Origin of the sequence: Mucilaginibacter sp. (assembly GCF_036383575.1) — a bacterium.
Lineage (GTDB): Bacteria > Bacteroidota > Bacteroidia > Sphingobacteriales > Sphingobacteriaceae > Mucilaginibacter.
The window spans coordinates 1-12,640 of sequence record NZ_DASVOB010000354.1; the positions used below are offsets into that span (position 1 = coordinate 1).

General features: G+C 40.6%; 15 protein-coding genes and 1 pseudogene. 8 read left to right on the forward strand and 8 right to left on the reverse strand.

The features are described from left to right. From VF500_RS12185 to prmA, 5 genes are all read left to right on the forward strand, one after another. A partial coding sequence (locus tag VF500_RS12185) for a type B 50S ribosomal protein L31 (protein ID WP_330859930.1) occupies window positions 1-183 on the forward strand: 183 nt, incomplete at its 5' end. 64 nt (window positions 184-247) lie between these two features. Next, complete coding sequence (locus VF500_RS12190; RefSeq protein ID WP_330859931.1) at window positions 248-1,432, forward strand: GlmU family protein; 1,185 nt, start codon at window positions 248-250, stop codon at window positions 1,430-1,432. A gap of 112 nt (window positions 1,433-1,544) precedes the next feature. Continuing rightward, a complete protein-coding gene (gene tpiA / locus VF500_RS12195; RefSeq protein WP_330859932.1) occupies window positions 1,545-2,309 on the forward strand; it encodes a triose-phosphate isomerase in 765 nt (254 codons plus the stop codon). Window positions 2,310-2,440: 131 nt separating this feature from the next. Beyond that, window positions 2,441-2,911, forward strand: a complete 471-nt coding sequence (locus VF500_RS12200; protein ID WP_330859933.1) for a hypothetical protein — start codon at window positions 2,441-2,443, stop codon at window positions 2,909-2,911. Between the two features lie 56 nt (window positions 2,912-2,967). Continuing rightward, window positions 2,968-3,804, forward strand: a complete 837-nt coding sequence (gene prmA, locus VF500_RS12205; RefSeq protein ID WP_330859934.1) for a 50S ribosomal protein L11 methyltransferase — start codon at window positions 2,968-2,970, stop codon at window positions 3,802-3,804. 128 nt (window positions 3,805-3,932) lie between these two features. On the opposite strand, the gene VF500_RS12210 is transcribed toward prmA, so the two are convergent. Together VF500_RS12210 and VF500_RS12215 are read right to left on the reverse strand one after the other, a co-directional pair. Beyond that, on the reverse strand, window positions 3,933-4,574 hold the full coding sequence (locus VF500_RS12210) for an NAD(P)-dependent oxidoreductase (protein WP_330859935.1): 642 nt from the start codon (window positions 4,572-4,574) through the stop codon (window positions 3,933-3,935). 55 nt (window positions 4,575-4,629) lie between these two features. Beyond that, window positions 4,630-5,037, reverse strand: coding sequence for an Rrf2 family transcriptional regulator (locus tag VF500_RS12215; protein ID WP_330859936.1), 408 nt, complete (start codon window positions 5,035-5,037; stop codon window positions 4,630-4,632). A 308-nt stretch (window positions 5,038-5,345) separates the two neighbouring features. Here VF500_RS12215 and VF500_RS12220 point away from each other — a divergent pair, with 308 nt between their 5' ends. After that, window positions 5,346-5,687 (forward strand): helix-turn-helix domain-containing protein, encoded by a 342-nt coding sequence (locus VF500_RS12220; protein ID WP_274989177.1) that lies wholly within the window; start codon window positions 5,346-5,348, stop codon window positions 5,685-5,687. A 24-nt stretch (window positions 5,688-5,711) separates the two neighbouring features. Here the strand turns inward: VF500_RS12220 and VF500_RS12225 are convergent. From VF500_RS12225 to VF500_RS12250, 5 genes and pseudogenes are all read right to left on the reverse strand, one after another. Further along, window positions 5,712-6,834 (reverse strand): annotated as a pseudogene (locus tag VF500_RS12225) (GNAT family N-acetyltransferase). A gap of 80 nt (window positions 6,835-6,914) precedes the next feature. Continuing rightward, a complete protein-coding gene (locus VF500_RS12235) occupies window positions 6,915-7,106 on the reverse strand; it encodes a hypothetical protein (protein ID WP_330859939.1) in 192 nt (63 codons plus the stop codon). A gap of 140 nt (window positions 7,107-7,246) precedes the next feature. Further along, complete coding sequence (gene scpB, locus VF500_RS12240) at window positions 7,247-7,807, reverse strand: SMC-Scp complex subunit ScpB (protein ID WP_414688577.1); 561 nt, start codon at window positions 7,805-7,807, stop codon at window positions 7,247-7,249. Between the two features lie 125 nt (window positions 7,808-7,932). Then, on the reverse strand, window positions 7,933-9,057 hold the full coding sequence (gene mqnC, locus VF500_RS12245) for a cyclic dehypoxanthinyl futalosine synthase (protein WP_330859941.1): 1,125 nt from the start codon (window positions 9,055-9,057) through the stop codon (window positions 7,933-7,935). A gap of 124 nt (window positions 9,058-9,181) precedes the next feature. Then, complete coding sequence (locus VF500_RS12250; protein ID WP_330859942.1) at window positions 9,182-10,684, reverse strand: ATP-binding cassette domain-containing protein; 1,503 nt, start codon at window positions 10,682-10,684, stop codon at window positions 9,182-9,184. Window positions 10,685-11,409: 725 nt separating this feature from the next. On the opposite strand from VF500_RS12250, the gene VF500_RS12255 reads away from it, so the two are divergent. Next, window positions 11,410-11,577: a phosphatidate cytidylyltransferase gene (locus VF500_RS12255; protein WP_330859943.1), complete on the forward strand. Its 168-nt coding sequence runs from the start codon at window positions 11,410-11,412 to the stop codon at window positions 11,575-11,577. 82 nt (window positions 11,578-11,659) lie between these two features. Further along, window positions 11,660-12,115, forward strand: a complete 456-nt coding sequence (locus VF500_RS12260) for a PA2169 family four-helix-bundle protein (protein WP_330859944.1) — start codon at window positions 11,660-11,662, stop codon at window positions 12,113-12,115. 71 nt (window positions 12,116-12,186) lie between these two features. On the opposite strand, the gene VF500_RS12265 is transcribed toward VF500_RS12260, so the two are convergent. Further along, a partial coding sequence (locus VF500_RS12265) for a hypothetical protein (RefSeq protein WP_330859945.1) occupies window positions 12,187-12,640 on the reverse strand: 454 nt, incomplete at its 5' end.

The following is a 12,640-nucleotide window of genomic DNA, read 5'->3' on the forward strand; positions in this document are numbered from 1 at the left end:
TCTTTTATCACTAAATCTTGCATCGATACCCGCGAAACCGTTAAATGGGAAGATGGTAACGAATATCCATTGGTTAAATTAGAGATTTCTCACACTTCGCACCCGTTCTACACCGGTAAAATGAAACTGGTTGATACTGCAGGTCGTATTGACAAATTCCGCACCCGTTACAACAAAAAGTAATTTTTGTTTAATTAATATTTACAAGTCCCGGCTTTGCAGTCGGGACTTTTTTTATTTTTGCGCCATGGCAATTATCCTTTTTGACGATAACGCACACCATTCGCTGCTACCCCTTACGTATACCCGGCCAGTCGCTGATCTTCGTATCGGTGTATTCACCATTGCCGAAAAATGGGGCAAGCATTTAAACAGCGCTTATTCCTTTCATACGCTTGATTACTTAAAAGTAAAGTTCCCTATAAGTATTGAGGCTGATAACGTTTTTATCAATGGTGCTGTATGTCCGGATGAGAACCTGGTAGATGCAATTGATAAATTACAAACCGGGCAGGCACTTAAATATAACGACCAGTTAATTGCCGTTAAGCTTAATGCTGCAGATGCGGAAAGCTTTGATGCTGATGCTGATTTTGGCGATGTTGTAAGTTATCCTAATCTTTTTGTATCGATCAAATACCCGGAAGATATTTTCAGGAAGAATGACATTGAACTTCGTAAAGATTTTCAATTGCTTACCAAGGGGCGCACAAGTGCAGCCATCAGCTCAACAAATGTTATTATAGGTACTGATTTTTTTGCCGAAGAAGGTGCGGTTGCCGAATGCTCAACATTTAACACCACCAACGGGCCTATCTACCTTTCGGCTAATACCGAGGTTTGGGAAGGGACCCATATCCGCGGGCCATTTGCCATTTGCGAACATTCGCAGGTAAAAATGGGCGCTAAAATTTATGGTGCTACAACCATTGGCCCATATTGCCGGGTTGGGGGCGAAATAAATAACTCGGTGATCTGGGGGTATTCGTCAAAAGGCCATGAAGGTTACCTTGGTAACTCGGTTTTGGGTGAGTGGTGTAACATAGGTGCCGATACCAATAACTCCAACCTGAAAAATAACTATGCCGAAGTTAAGCTTTGGGACTATAGCACACAACGTTTCCGTAAAACAGGCCTGCAATTTTGTGGCCTGATCATGGCCGATCATGCTAAAAGCGGGATCAATACCATGTTTAATACAGGGACTGTAGTAGGTGTGGGTGCCAATGTTTTTGGGGCAGGCTTCCCAAATCATTTCGTTCCCGACTTTTCATGGGGAGGAGCGCAGGGCTTTGAAGTTTATTTGATGAATAAAATGTTTGAAACTGCGCAGAAAGTGTTTGACCGCCGTGAACACCGTGATTTTGACGAAACCGAACAAAATATATTAACAACCATATTTAAGCTGACAGAAGAGTACAGGACGTTTTGATTTTAGTGAGTAGTTGCTTTGGTGAGTGGTTAATATCACCATTTAATTGAACTTTGCAAACTACTCACTTAATCAACTCAATCAACCATTCACTAATAAATAAAATAAAATCATGAGAAAGAAAATCGTTGCCGGAAACTGGAAAATGAACCTTGATTACAATGAAGGTTTAGCTTTATTTTCAGAGATCATCAACATGGTGAAAGATGAGGCTACCGGCACGCAGGAAGCAGTGATCTGCAGTCCGTTTATTCACATCCACAGTCTGGTACAACTATCAAAAGGTTATAGCAAGGTTGCTGTTGGTGCACAAAATGCCCATCAGGAAGAAAAAGGCGCTTATACAGGCGAGATCTCTGCAAAGATGATCAAATCGACAGGTGCTGCTTATGTGATCCTTGGTCACTCAGAACGCCGCCAGTATTTTGGCGAAACCAATGCATTGCTTGCCAAAAAAACTGATACTGCTTTAAAAAATGATCTTCGCCCTATTTTCTGCATTGGCGAAACTTTGCAGGAACGTGAAGCCAATGCGCATTTTGACATAATTAAAACGCAACTTGTTGAAGGTATCTTCCACCTTGATGCAGAACAGTTTGCAAAGCTGGTTATCGCTTATGAGCCGGTTTGGGCTATTGGTACCGGCGTTACTGCTACATCTGCACAGGCACAGGAAATTCATGAATTTATCCGCAAAGAAATTGCTGCTAAATATGGTCAGGAAGTTGCCGATGCTACTACCATTTTATATGGCGGCAGCTGCAACCCAAGCAATGCTGCTGAACTGTTTGCTCAGGCTGATATTGATGGTGGCCTTATTGGTGGTGCTTCCCTTAAATCGCGTGATTTTACAGATATCGTTAAAACGTTTAATTAATATTTATAAGATATGAGACGTGAGATTTGAGACAATACTCAAACTTAACTCAAAACATAAAGAGCATATGCGATGTTTATTGAAAAATAAAATCTCATATCTCAAATCTTACGTCTCAAATCTAAAAAAGCATGAAGCTTTTAAAAGTTCTTTTACCGGTTTTGGTCGACTTTGGCGTCTTTTGGGCGGTGGTGTATTTCAATATGCCTGATCACCCTATGCGCATTGGCGAAATTGGTAATGGAAACTTATATAGCCTCATGGCTTACTTCCATCTTTTTTGGGGCTTGCTGCTTGCAGATGGCATTCTTACCCAATATCTGATCATTATACCACTTTGGAATTGGGTTAAACATAAAGGTGCTTTGGCCCGGTTTATTGCCGGCGTTTGCATTGCCATGGTTTGTATATTGTTTGCAGGCGCTCTTAGTTACATTATCTGGCTGCCCGAAGAAGGGTACAGGCCCTTACTAAGTTTTTGGTGGTATATGACCGAAATACAGGCTGTTTACTGGTTGGTTAACTTTATTGTACTGTATTTGCTCGACAGGAAAAGAACAAGCACGGAGAGCGAACCGATTGAACCTGAAGTTGCCGGTTAAAACCCGTTTACCTATTTGACGGGATTTCCGTTGAAAGTTAATGACGAAAAATCAAAATGAATTATTACGAACTGTTTTTTACTACCATAACTACCGAAGATTACCAGCAGGACCTGCTGATCAATGCTTTGGGCGAGATTGGTTTTGATACTTTTGAAGAGCTTGAGCTTGGCTTTAAAGCTTACATTCCTGAAGAAATTTTTGACCAGAGGGCGCTTGATGAGCAATTATTGCCTTATAAAGATCTGTTCACTTTTAGTTACGAGATAACACTTATCCAGCAGAAAAACTGGAACGAAGTATGGGAAAGCAATTTTGAACCGATAGAAATAGGGGACAAGATCTATGTAAGGGCAACTTTTCATGAGCCTAAGCCCGAGTTTGAATACGAGATCGTCATCGATCCTAAAATGGCCTTTGGTACCGGGCACCATCAAACTACAGCCATGATGCTGGGCCTTATCCTGGAGAATGAATTTGCTGGTAAAAAAGTACTTGATATGGGCTGCGGTACCGGTATTCTTGCTATTATGGCCGCTAAATTAGGTGCCGGTGATATAACAGCTATTGATTACGACCCGGTTTGCTATGAAAGCACTATCGAAAATTCGGCGCTGAATAATGTGGGCAATATCAAACCGCTTTGTGGTTCAAAAGAAGTTATTCCCGATGAGCAATATGATACCATCCTGGCTAACATCAACCGCAATATCCTTATCGACCAGATGCAACGCTACGCTGAAGTATTAAAAACTGATGGCGAGATCTACTTCAGCGGTTTTTATGAATCACCTGATCTGGATATCATTACAGATGAAGCGCGGAAGTATGGTTTGAAATATATCACCCATAAAAAAGATAAAGAATGGGTAGCTGCTAAGTTTATTAAGTAAACCTTGATTCGTAGGATTTTAGGATGACTTGATGAAAGGAAACTTACGAAGTTTTTAAAACTTCGTAAGTTTTGACAGGCCTCACCCAACTCAGGGTAATCCTAAAATCCGATAAATCATGGTTCAGATTAATACCCTACAGTAAACCTTCTCTTCACAAACTGGTTGTTTTCCAGTTCATCTAAAATAGCAACCGCTAAATCTTCAACTGAAATTTCGTGTTCGTGCTTGTCGTTAAATACTGGTTCATCTGTACCTGTGCGGTATACGCCTGTGCGGGTGCCGGGATGCAGGTGAATGGCCGGGCTCAGGAATGTCCAGTCTAAATCTTCTTCTTTTTTGATGATGTTCAGGTAGTCGCGGGCTGCGGTAGCACCGGCTTTCCACTCGGCAGGGAATTGGGGGCTGTCAACCAGTTGTACTCCCGGGGCAATGTAAAGACTACCAGCGCCGCCAACAACTAATAAGCGTTTTACACCGGCTTGTTTAGTTGCCTGCTGTATTGCTTCAGAACCTTTAATAAAATCGTTATACAGGTTAGGGTTTGCCCAGCCGGCATTGAATGAGTTTATTACAGCGTCACTGTCTTTCAAAGCTTCTGTTAACTCATCAACATTATATACATCGGCAGTTTTGAGGGCTAATTTGGGGTTTTCAATTTCAGTTTTAGGATTACGGGCTATGGCTGTTACTTCATAGCCGCGTTGTAATGCTTCGGCTAATACTGCTTTTCCTACAAAGCCTGTGGCTCCAATTAATGCGATTTTCATTTTTTTTTGTTTTTATATTGTAATTAAATTTGTTACAGTTTGTTTTAAATTTTTTTTAATCGAATTGATTTACAAAATCAAAAATGGTTATAGTGCTTAATTTTTTGATGATCGCTGCTTCAACATCATCGGCCAAATGGTCAAGGTGTGCACCAATCTGCTTACCGACAGGGCAGGCAGGGTTTGGCTTGTTTTTGGCTTGGCCCAAAGCAGGCGGTAGTTTAACAGCCTTATAAACATCGGCAAGGGTGATTTTTTGCGGAGGGAGGGCCAGGCTATAGCCGCCGGTTTTGCCTTCCTTACTCTCTATAAGACCACAAACGCGCAATTTACGCATCTCTTTGCGTACCAGAACGGGGTTTACATTCATGCTGCCGGCTACGTATTCGGACGATAACAGCTCGCCTGGTTGCTTGCAAAGCAGGGTTAATACGTGGGTTGCTATTTGAAATTGTCCGTTCATTTATCTGTAATAAAAAATATTACAGTACAAAAATGAAACATAAATTTTAAAAAGAAGAATTTTTTACGCTTTTTTGCGCACTAAATTACAATGGGATGAAAATCCCGACCTAAATTATTCGGAAAATACCATGTTACAGGTATGTTTTGGAACGATTTATTTGCTTTAATTTAAGGGATTTGCCAATCGCAACAATTAACTACGCTTTAAAATAAAAAATTACGCAAATTAGTTGATAATTAGCGTGATAATAAATATTATTGTAAAGTAATTAACTTTTGCGAAACCTACACTATTAATTTAACCAAATGAAAACTCTCGGAAAAAAAATCAGATTATTACGTCATCAAAAGGGGTGGAGCCAGGAGGATGTTGCAAAGAGATTGGATATTTCAATTCCTGCCTTCTCAAAGATTGAAACAGGGATCACAGATATAAATTTGTCAAGGCTTGAGCAGATAGCAAACCTGTTTGAAATGTCGGTAGTTCAGTTGCTTACATTTAATGATGCCGAACAGGATCAGAAATTTGTTAACGAACTGGAAACTGTTAACAAACGCTTAATGGACCGCGAGACTGAAGTAATTGATTTGCAGAAAAAAGTAATTGAACTATTTGAAGAACTTCGACATTCAAAAGTAACCGCATAATTTTGAGGCCCGGTTTGTTCCGGGCTAATCAAAAATGTAACGCATTGTTAAATGCCTTTTGCCAAATGTAGCGCCAACCGCTTCATGAATGGCTATCATTTTGTCGTTAAAATCGCCCACCCACGATAACTCAAGCTCGTCATAACGCTTGAGGGGCAATACATATTCCTTTAATTTTATAAACATTGCCGATTCGAGGCCATGTTTTTGATATTTCTGTTTGGTACCCATTACAATGGCCCGCATGCGGGATACGCCTTTCCATCGGTAGTATAAAAATTTGAGCTTGCCAATCAGGTTAAGTTTGCCGTTAAGTGGTTTAAGCATTTGGTTGGCATCTGGTAAGATGATCATGAATGATGCCGGTTCATCATCAACGTAAGCAAACCAGATCAGCTTTTCGTCCATCAGGGGCTTCATTTTTTCAAAGCTTTCCATGATGGTGCTATGAGTAATGGGTACAAAGTTTTCGAAATCTTTCCAGCCATCGTTGTAAACCTCAATAAAATCAGCAGCAAATTTTTCTATTTTTTTTACTTCAAAATGCCTGAAATCATATCCCGGCTTTTTGGCTACCCAGTTGGCTATCTTGGTAAACCGCTCGGGGAAAGGTTTATGAGCGTCAACATGATTCGTGATCTGTGCGTACTGGGTTTTGAAACCATATTCATCAAAAAAGGCCTGGTAATATGGGTGATTATAGTTCATACCGTAGGAGGGGGGCGTAAATCCCTCAACCAGTAATCCCCAAAAATTATCGTTTTCGCCAAAGTTAATAGGACCATCCATGGCCTTCATACCATTTTCTTTGAGCCAGTTTTTTGCAGTATCAAATAACAGGAAAGCTGCTTGTTTATTATTAATGCACTCAAAAAAAGCCCATACCGCCTGTTGGCTGTTCGTAATTGTATGCCTTTTTTTCATTAATGAAAGCAGCAACCCTGCCGATCAGTTGGCCGGTATCATCAGTCAGGATCCAACGGGTACATTTACCATGTTGGTGAAAGTTGTTTTTTGCCGGATTGAACACTGCTTCTATATCATTATCAAGCGGACACACCCAGTTAGGGTCGTCTTTATAAATGATGCGGGCCACATCCAGGAAAGCTTTTTTTGATGTTTTGTCCTGTACTTCAGTTACTTTCATACGTATTGCTACCGGTAGGTAATAAAAAAAGCATCCAGAGGCATAGTCTGAATGCTTTATTAAATATTATGTATTAAAAATTAATAATCGTCTTCTTCGTCGTCATCAAATGACTCGTAACCCCTGCCCAGATCGTCATCTAACGGTCCGTCAAAATCATCATCGTCATCATCTGCCTTTTTTTTCACTTTTGGGTCAAACTCATCATCATCATCCGGATCATTATCTGAGTTTTCGATCTTTTTAGTGTTCGGTTTCTTTGGCGCTCCCATTGTAATGGATTTTATAAATTAAACTTTGTCAATAATAATAATTAAAATCAGATAAAGAAAAGTGTTTTAAAATCTTTTATCCCTATTGATTTAATAGTAAAAATAATGAAAAATGGTTTTTTTTAAAAGAGAAATTAAAATTATTCTGATTGCTCCCCAATAGTGGCAGTGGTGTTTGTAAAGTCCTTAAGTTGAGGTAATTCCTCAATACTGTTTATGCCAAAATAATCCATAAATAAATTACTTGTGCCATAAAGGATGGGTTTTCCAAGCCCTTCAGATTTGCCAACTATAGCTATTAGCTCTTTTTCGAGCAATTTTTGGATGGAATAATCGCAGTTCACTCCCCTTATCTGCTCAATATCGGGTTTGGTTACAGGTTGCTTATAGGCGATAATAGCAAGGGTTTCCAAGGCGGCCTGGCTCAGTTTTTTCTTTGACCGTTGTAGCTGTAAAAGGTTGATAACCGTATGATATTCCTTTTTAGTGAGAAATTGATAACCATTGCCAATTTTTACCAGCTCAATAGCCAGGCTATGGTGTTGGTATTTTTCATGGATCCTGTTGATGCCGTCGGTTACTTCTTCGTTAGTAAAATCGCGTTCAAAGGCAGCCTGAAGGCAGTACATGATCTCTTCCAGGCGAATTGCCTGCTCAGATGCAAAAATTAGTGCCTCTATGTATTGTTCCATGTTGTTCAGTTGGCAGTTTGCCGTGTGCAGTAGGCAGTTGCCTCGTTTGTAAATTGTTGGCGGCGTGTAGCTTTAATAGTTAGTATGCAGTTGTTTGGTTTTCTAACTGCCAACTGCACACTGCCAACCGCAAACTAATAGTTAATAACCTGTTCTTCAATTTCAACGGGGATGTCACGCCACTCGTATCGCTGGGTACGAAGCTGAGGCTCAAAGCCGGCTTCTTTTATTGATTCCTGGATGCCTTTGGCTGTAAACCTGTGTGGCGCACCAGCGGCCGATACTACGTTTTCTTCGATCATGATCGAGCCAAAATCGTTGGCGCCTGCGTGTAAACAAATTTGAGCAACCTGCTTGCCTACGGTAAGCCAGGAAGCCTGGATATTTTTAACGTTGGGCAGCATAATGCGGCTCAGCGCAATCATGCGGATATATTCGTCGCCGGTTACATTGTTGGTGATGCCGCGTACTTTACGTAAAAGGGTGCCATCATCCTGGAAAGGCCAGGGGATGAAGGCTACAAAACCATAATGTCCTTCCGGCTTTTCGGCCTGTACCTCGCGGATCCAAACCAAATGCTCAAAACGCTCTTCAATAGTTTCGATATGGCCAAACATCATAGTTGCGGATGTTGGCAAGTTAAGCTGATGAGCGGCACGCATTACATCAAGCCATTCTTTACCGCCGCATTTGCCTTTTGATATCAGTCGGCGCACACGGTCATTCAGGATCTCTGCACCGGCACCAGGTAAAGAATCCAAACCTGCCTCTTTCATCGCCCTCAATACCTCAATATGGGGCATGCCCTCTAATTTGGCAACGTGTGCAATTTCCGGCGGACCTAATGAATGCAGTTTTAATTTAGGATAAAGCTGTTTTAGCTCGCGAAACAGATCGGTATAAAATTTCAGTCCCAAGTCGGGGTGGTGACCGCCTTGCAACAACAACTGGTCGCCGCCGTAACGGAACGTTTCCTCTATCTTCTTTTTATATGTTTCAATGTCAGTTATGTAACTGTCCTCATGGCCTGGACGGCGGAAGAAATTACAAAACTTGCAATTGGCTATACAAACGTTTGTGGTGTTAACATTGCGGTCTATTTGCCAGGTAACCTTGCCATGCGGAACCTGTATTTTACGAAGTTCGTTGGCAGTGTACATCAACTCGGCAGTAGAGGCGTTGTTATACAGGTAAACGCCTTCTTCAAGCGTTAAAAAATCAAACCGCAACGCGCGTTGCAACAGATCGGCTGTATTCATATCAGGCAAATATACGTAAGTTGGTAATTTGATTTCAGCAGCTGTTAAATAATTGACAAAAAAGATAGAAAGCAGAAAGCTCAACGCATAAAGCCCAAAACTTATTATTCTTTCAGCTTTCAGCTCAAGAAACCACCTTTCCCTTATCCAACCTCAAAACCTTATCAACGCTGTTGGGTATTTCATGCTGATAGTGGGTAACATAAATAAGGGTAACATTGCCAAGGCTGCAAATGGTATCAACCAGGTTTTTAAAGTGAAGTTGCTGATGATCATCCATGCCCTGGCAGGGTTCATCAAAAATTAACAGCGCCGGATTTTTGATCAGCGCACGGGCCAGCAGGCAAAGTCGCTGCGCGCTTGCCGGGATATTTTTGAGCAATACGCGGGCATATTTTTCAATCTCTAAAGCCTTCATCCATCGTAAAGCAATTTCCGCGCGTTCCTTATTACTCGGCCTGAACAGGCCGAGGGTATCGTAATAGCCAGACTCGATTACCTGCAAACAGCTGTTATCGGTTGGGAAGTACTGGTGTAGTTCGGGCGATACAAAGCCGATCTTCTTTTTGATGTCCCAGATACTTTCACCGGTGCCGCGTTTTTTATCAAATAAAATAATGTTGTTGGCATAAGCCTGCGGGTTATCACCATTGATCAGGCTTAACAATGTTGATTTACCTGCCCCATTCGGCCCTAATAAAGCCCAGTGTTCGCCGGGATTGATCTGCCAGTTTACATTATCCAGTATCACTTTGTCGCCGTATTGAATATGTACCTTATCCATTTTTACTATCTGGTTGTAAGCGATGGGGTTTTTATCAATATTGAGCAAGGCACCTAACTCATCGGTATCAATGGTATCGGTTTTATCCTGTTCAAAAAGCTCAGCTTTAAAAGCTTCTTTGTTGCTTTCGTGAATAATAGCCCCTTTACTTAATACGGCAATATGAGTGATGGCCGAGGGGATCTCATGGATAGAGGTAGCCATTATAACGTTAATACCCGAAGCAATGATCTGCTCAATAATGCCGTTAAACTCGTCGCGGGTTTTTACATCCAGGCCCGTTAAAGGGCTGTCAAGCATGAGCAATACCGGGTTTTTGAGCAGTGCAGCCGCCAGCATCAGGCGTTTGGTTTCACCGTTTGATAGCTTGATGATCTGTTTGTTAAGTAGCGCTTCGAGCCTTAGTAATGAAACTACTTTTTCAAATGTCCATGATGTATTAGTGCCAGGAAAGTGTGGTATTGTATTAAGATAGTCTGCAACCGTAAGCGCATCTTCGGAGTCGGACGAATTATAGCGCTGCTGGTAATAAAAATCAGTAGTGTTTGAAAGATTGCGGAAATGATGTTTGGGTTCAACCAGTGCAATAAGCTTATGTGGTGTGGCAATATCATTGGCGTTGAAAAATTGAGCGTAATCATTCCAAAAATGATAATCTATTTCGCCGCCTGTGATATTAAAACGCCCGGCTATGGTTTGTAGCAGGGCGCTTTTCCCAGATCCGCTTTCGCCGATGAGGGCCCAGCTTTCGCCTTTATTTATATTAAAGCTTAAGCCGGTGAATAATGTTGTATTTAAAAAACGTACAGTTGCTTTATTTATTGATAGAAGTGCATTTGTCATAGCTTAACAAGTAGAGTAGCACGTAAATGTACTCATCTGGGTTAAAGCCATGAAATTTTTTGTCGATTTGTGAAATTGACAAAATTTCTTCAATAATTAAGCCGTGCGTTTTAATGTTTCGGTTGTGGCCGGTATTTCATTGGTTTTTTTGTTGAGCCGGTTCCAGGTGGCAAAGTCAACAAAAAGTGATTTTACCGAATTATTACAACTTTTATTGGGGCACGTTAATACCCAATATTTTTTTTGTTGTTCAACGTGGGGCCTTCTGCCGCATTTAATGCAGTTTTCACATTGAATGTTGGGTTGTACCTGTATTATCATAGCGTGTCGGAAAAAATGGTTAACAAATAATTATATAATAAAAAACACAGCGCCTAACTGCGCAGTCGGGTGTTAGCTTATAACCTTCAATAAATTTTTTAATATTCTTAATGGCTTATAATCTTTTTTGTTAACGTTTGGCAATAGCGTTTGTTTTTATAGGCAACGGTTATTTGCAAAATATTATTGCCGTCAAATCCTGGGTGAAGAATCAGTTTGTTTTTAGCGGGACGACCATAATTGTATACGGATGTATACAATTATCATATCAAATACGTACCTATCGTAGACAAAACCGTTCCGTATAGGCTGATATCAAAAAGGTCTGATTATTGCATTCCTGCTATCACAATAATGACAGGCGATAAACCAATCATTAAACTTTATCTATTTAAACATTAATCATGAAAAACTTACATTTTTTACTATTCGCATTTGTGCTGTTTACACTAAGCAGCTGTTCGGTTATAACCGGCATTTTTAAAGCAGGAGCTATTGCAGGGATTATTGCTGTTGTAGTGGTAATTGCAGTTATTATCTGGATCATATCGCTTTTTCGTGGCAAAAGTTAATTTCGTATTGAGATAATTATTGTACAATTAATTAAACAATTTGAACCTTAAAGAGTTGATCATTATATAAAAACATCTAATCATGGAAAACACACAAGCAACCGTACAAATTTTAAATGATCTGGTACAGATCAACAATGACAGGATTGAAGGCTATCAACGCGCATCGAAAGATTTGAAGGACGGCGACACCGAGTTGAAATCGCTTTTCACAAGGCTTATTGGCCAAAGCCAGGGTTATAAACTTGCTTTGGGTACCGAGGTTAGCGCTTTTGGAAAAGATATTGAAACCGGTACAACCACCAGCGGTAAAATACACAGGGTTTGGCTTGATGTTAAAGCCGCTTTTACCGGGCATGATACCCATAATGTTTTGGAGGAATGCGAATTTGGGGAAGATGCTATCTTAAAGGCATATCGTACAGCGCTTGAAGATGAAGATTTGCCGGCCTATCTCCGCGAAACTATCAGCCAGCAGGAAAGTGAATTGCTTGATGCTCATGACGAGATCAAAGCCCTGCGTGATGCTGTGCATTAAATTATTTTGTTAAAAATTTAACAGAGGGGGCAGTTTTATAACTGCTCCTTTTTTGTTTTTAATAATAGGGTTTAGTTTGGCTGTTGAGGTATGATGCTGATCTCTTTAACCTGCCAGCTGTTTTTCTGAGCCCAGTCGCCATCTGTATATAACATTTTAACTTCCCAGGCTGATTGTTCCATTTTGCCGCTATCGTTTTCGATCTTTACTGTGGATTGAACCTGGTAGCTATTGGTTGTTGTATCAATGATATATTTAAAACCAGCATCGGGAAAAACTGCTTTTTCTGGTTGTTTCAGTTTTTCTTTAACCAATTGTTTTGATATGGTAAAAGCTTCTTTGACGGTTGGCTTGTGGTTAAGATGCACTACGCTGTTCTTACTTATACCAAACATTACAATAATGAACGTTATTGCAAAAGTTATGGCAAAAAGAGTACCGGTACGTATGTGGGGGTGTTGCTGCCAGCCAATGTTTTTACGCTCATCGGCACTAAGCGTTTTCCATTCAGAATATTTCATATTT

Excerpts from the sequence above, each read along its gene's own strand:
- tpiA (WP_330859932.1), top strand. The coding sequence starts at position 1,545 with ATGAGAAAGAAAATCGTTGCCGGAAACTGGAAAATGAACCTTGATTAC.
- VF500_RS12220 (WP_274989177.1), top strand. The coding sequence starts at position 5,346 with ATGAAAACTCTCGGAAAAAAAATCAGATTATTACGTCATCAAAAGGGG.
- mqnC (WP_330859941.1), bottom strand. The coding sequence starts at position 9,057 with ATGAATACAGCCGATCTGTTGCAACGCGCGTTGCGGTTTGATTTTTTA.
- VF500_RS12235 (WP_330859939.1), bottom strand. The coding sequence starts at position 7,106 with ATGGGAGCGCCAAAGAAACCGAACACTAAAAAGATCGAAAACTCAGAT.
- VF500_RS12260 (WP_330859944.1), top strand. The coding sequence starts at position 11,660 with ATGGAAAACACACAAGCAACCGTACAAATTTTAAATGATCTGGTACAG.
- VF500_RS12210 (WP_330859935.1), bottom strand. The coding sequence starts at position 4,574 with ATGAAAATCGCATTAATTGGAGCCACAGGCTTTGTAGGAAAAGCAGTA.
- VF500_RS12255 (WP_330859943.1), top strand. The coding sequence starts at position 11,410 with ATGAAAAACTTACATTTTTTACTATTCGCATTTGTGCTGTTTACACTA.
- VF500_RS12200 (WP_330859933.1), top strand. The coding sequence starts at position 2,441 with ATGAAGCTTTTAAAAGTTCTTTTACCGGTTTTGGTCGACTTTGGCGTC.
- VF500_RS12190 (WP_330859931.1), top strand. The coding sequence starts at position 248 with ATGGCAATTATCCTTTTTGACGATAACGCACACCATTCGCTGCTACCC.
- VF500_RS12250 (WP_330859942.1), bottom strand. The coding sequence starts at position 10,684 with ATGACAAATGCACTTCTATCAATAAATAAAGCAACTGTACGTTTTTTA.
- prmA (WP_330859934.1), top strand. The coding sequence starts at position 2,968 with ATGAATTATTACGAACTGTTTTTTACTACCATAACTACCGAAGATTAC.
- VF500_RS12215 (WP_330859936.1), bottom strand. The coding sequence starts at position 5,037 with ATGAACGGACAATTTCAAATAGCAACCCACGTATTAACCCTGCTTTGC.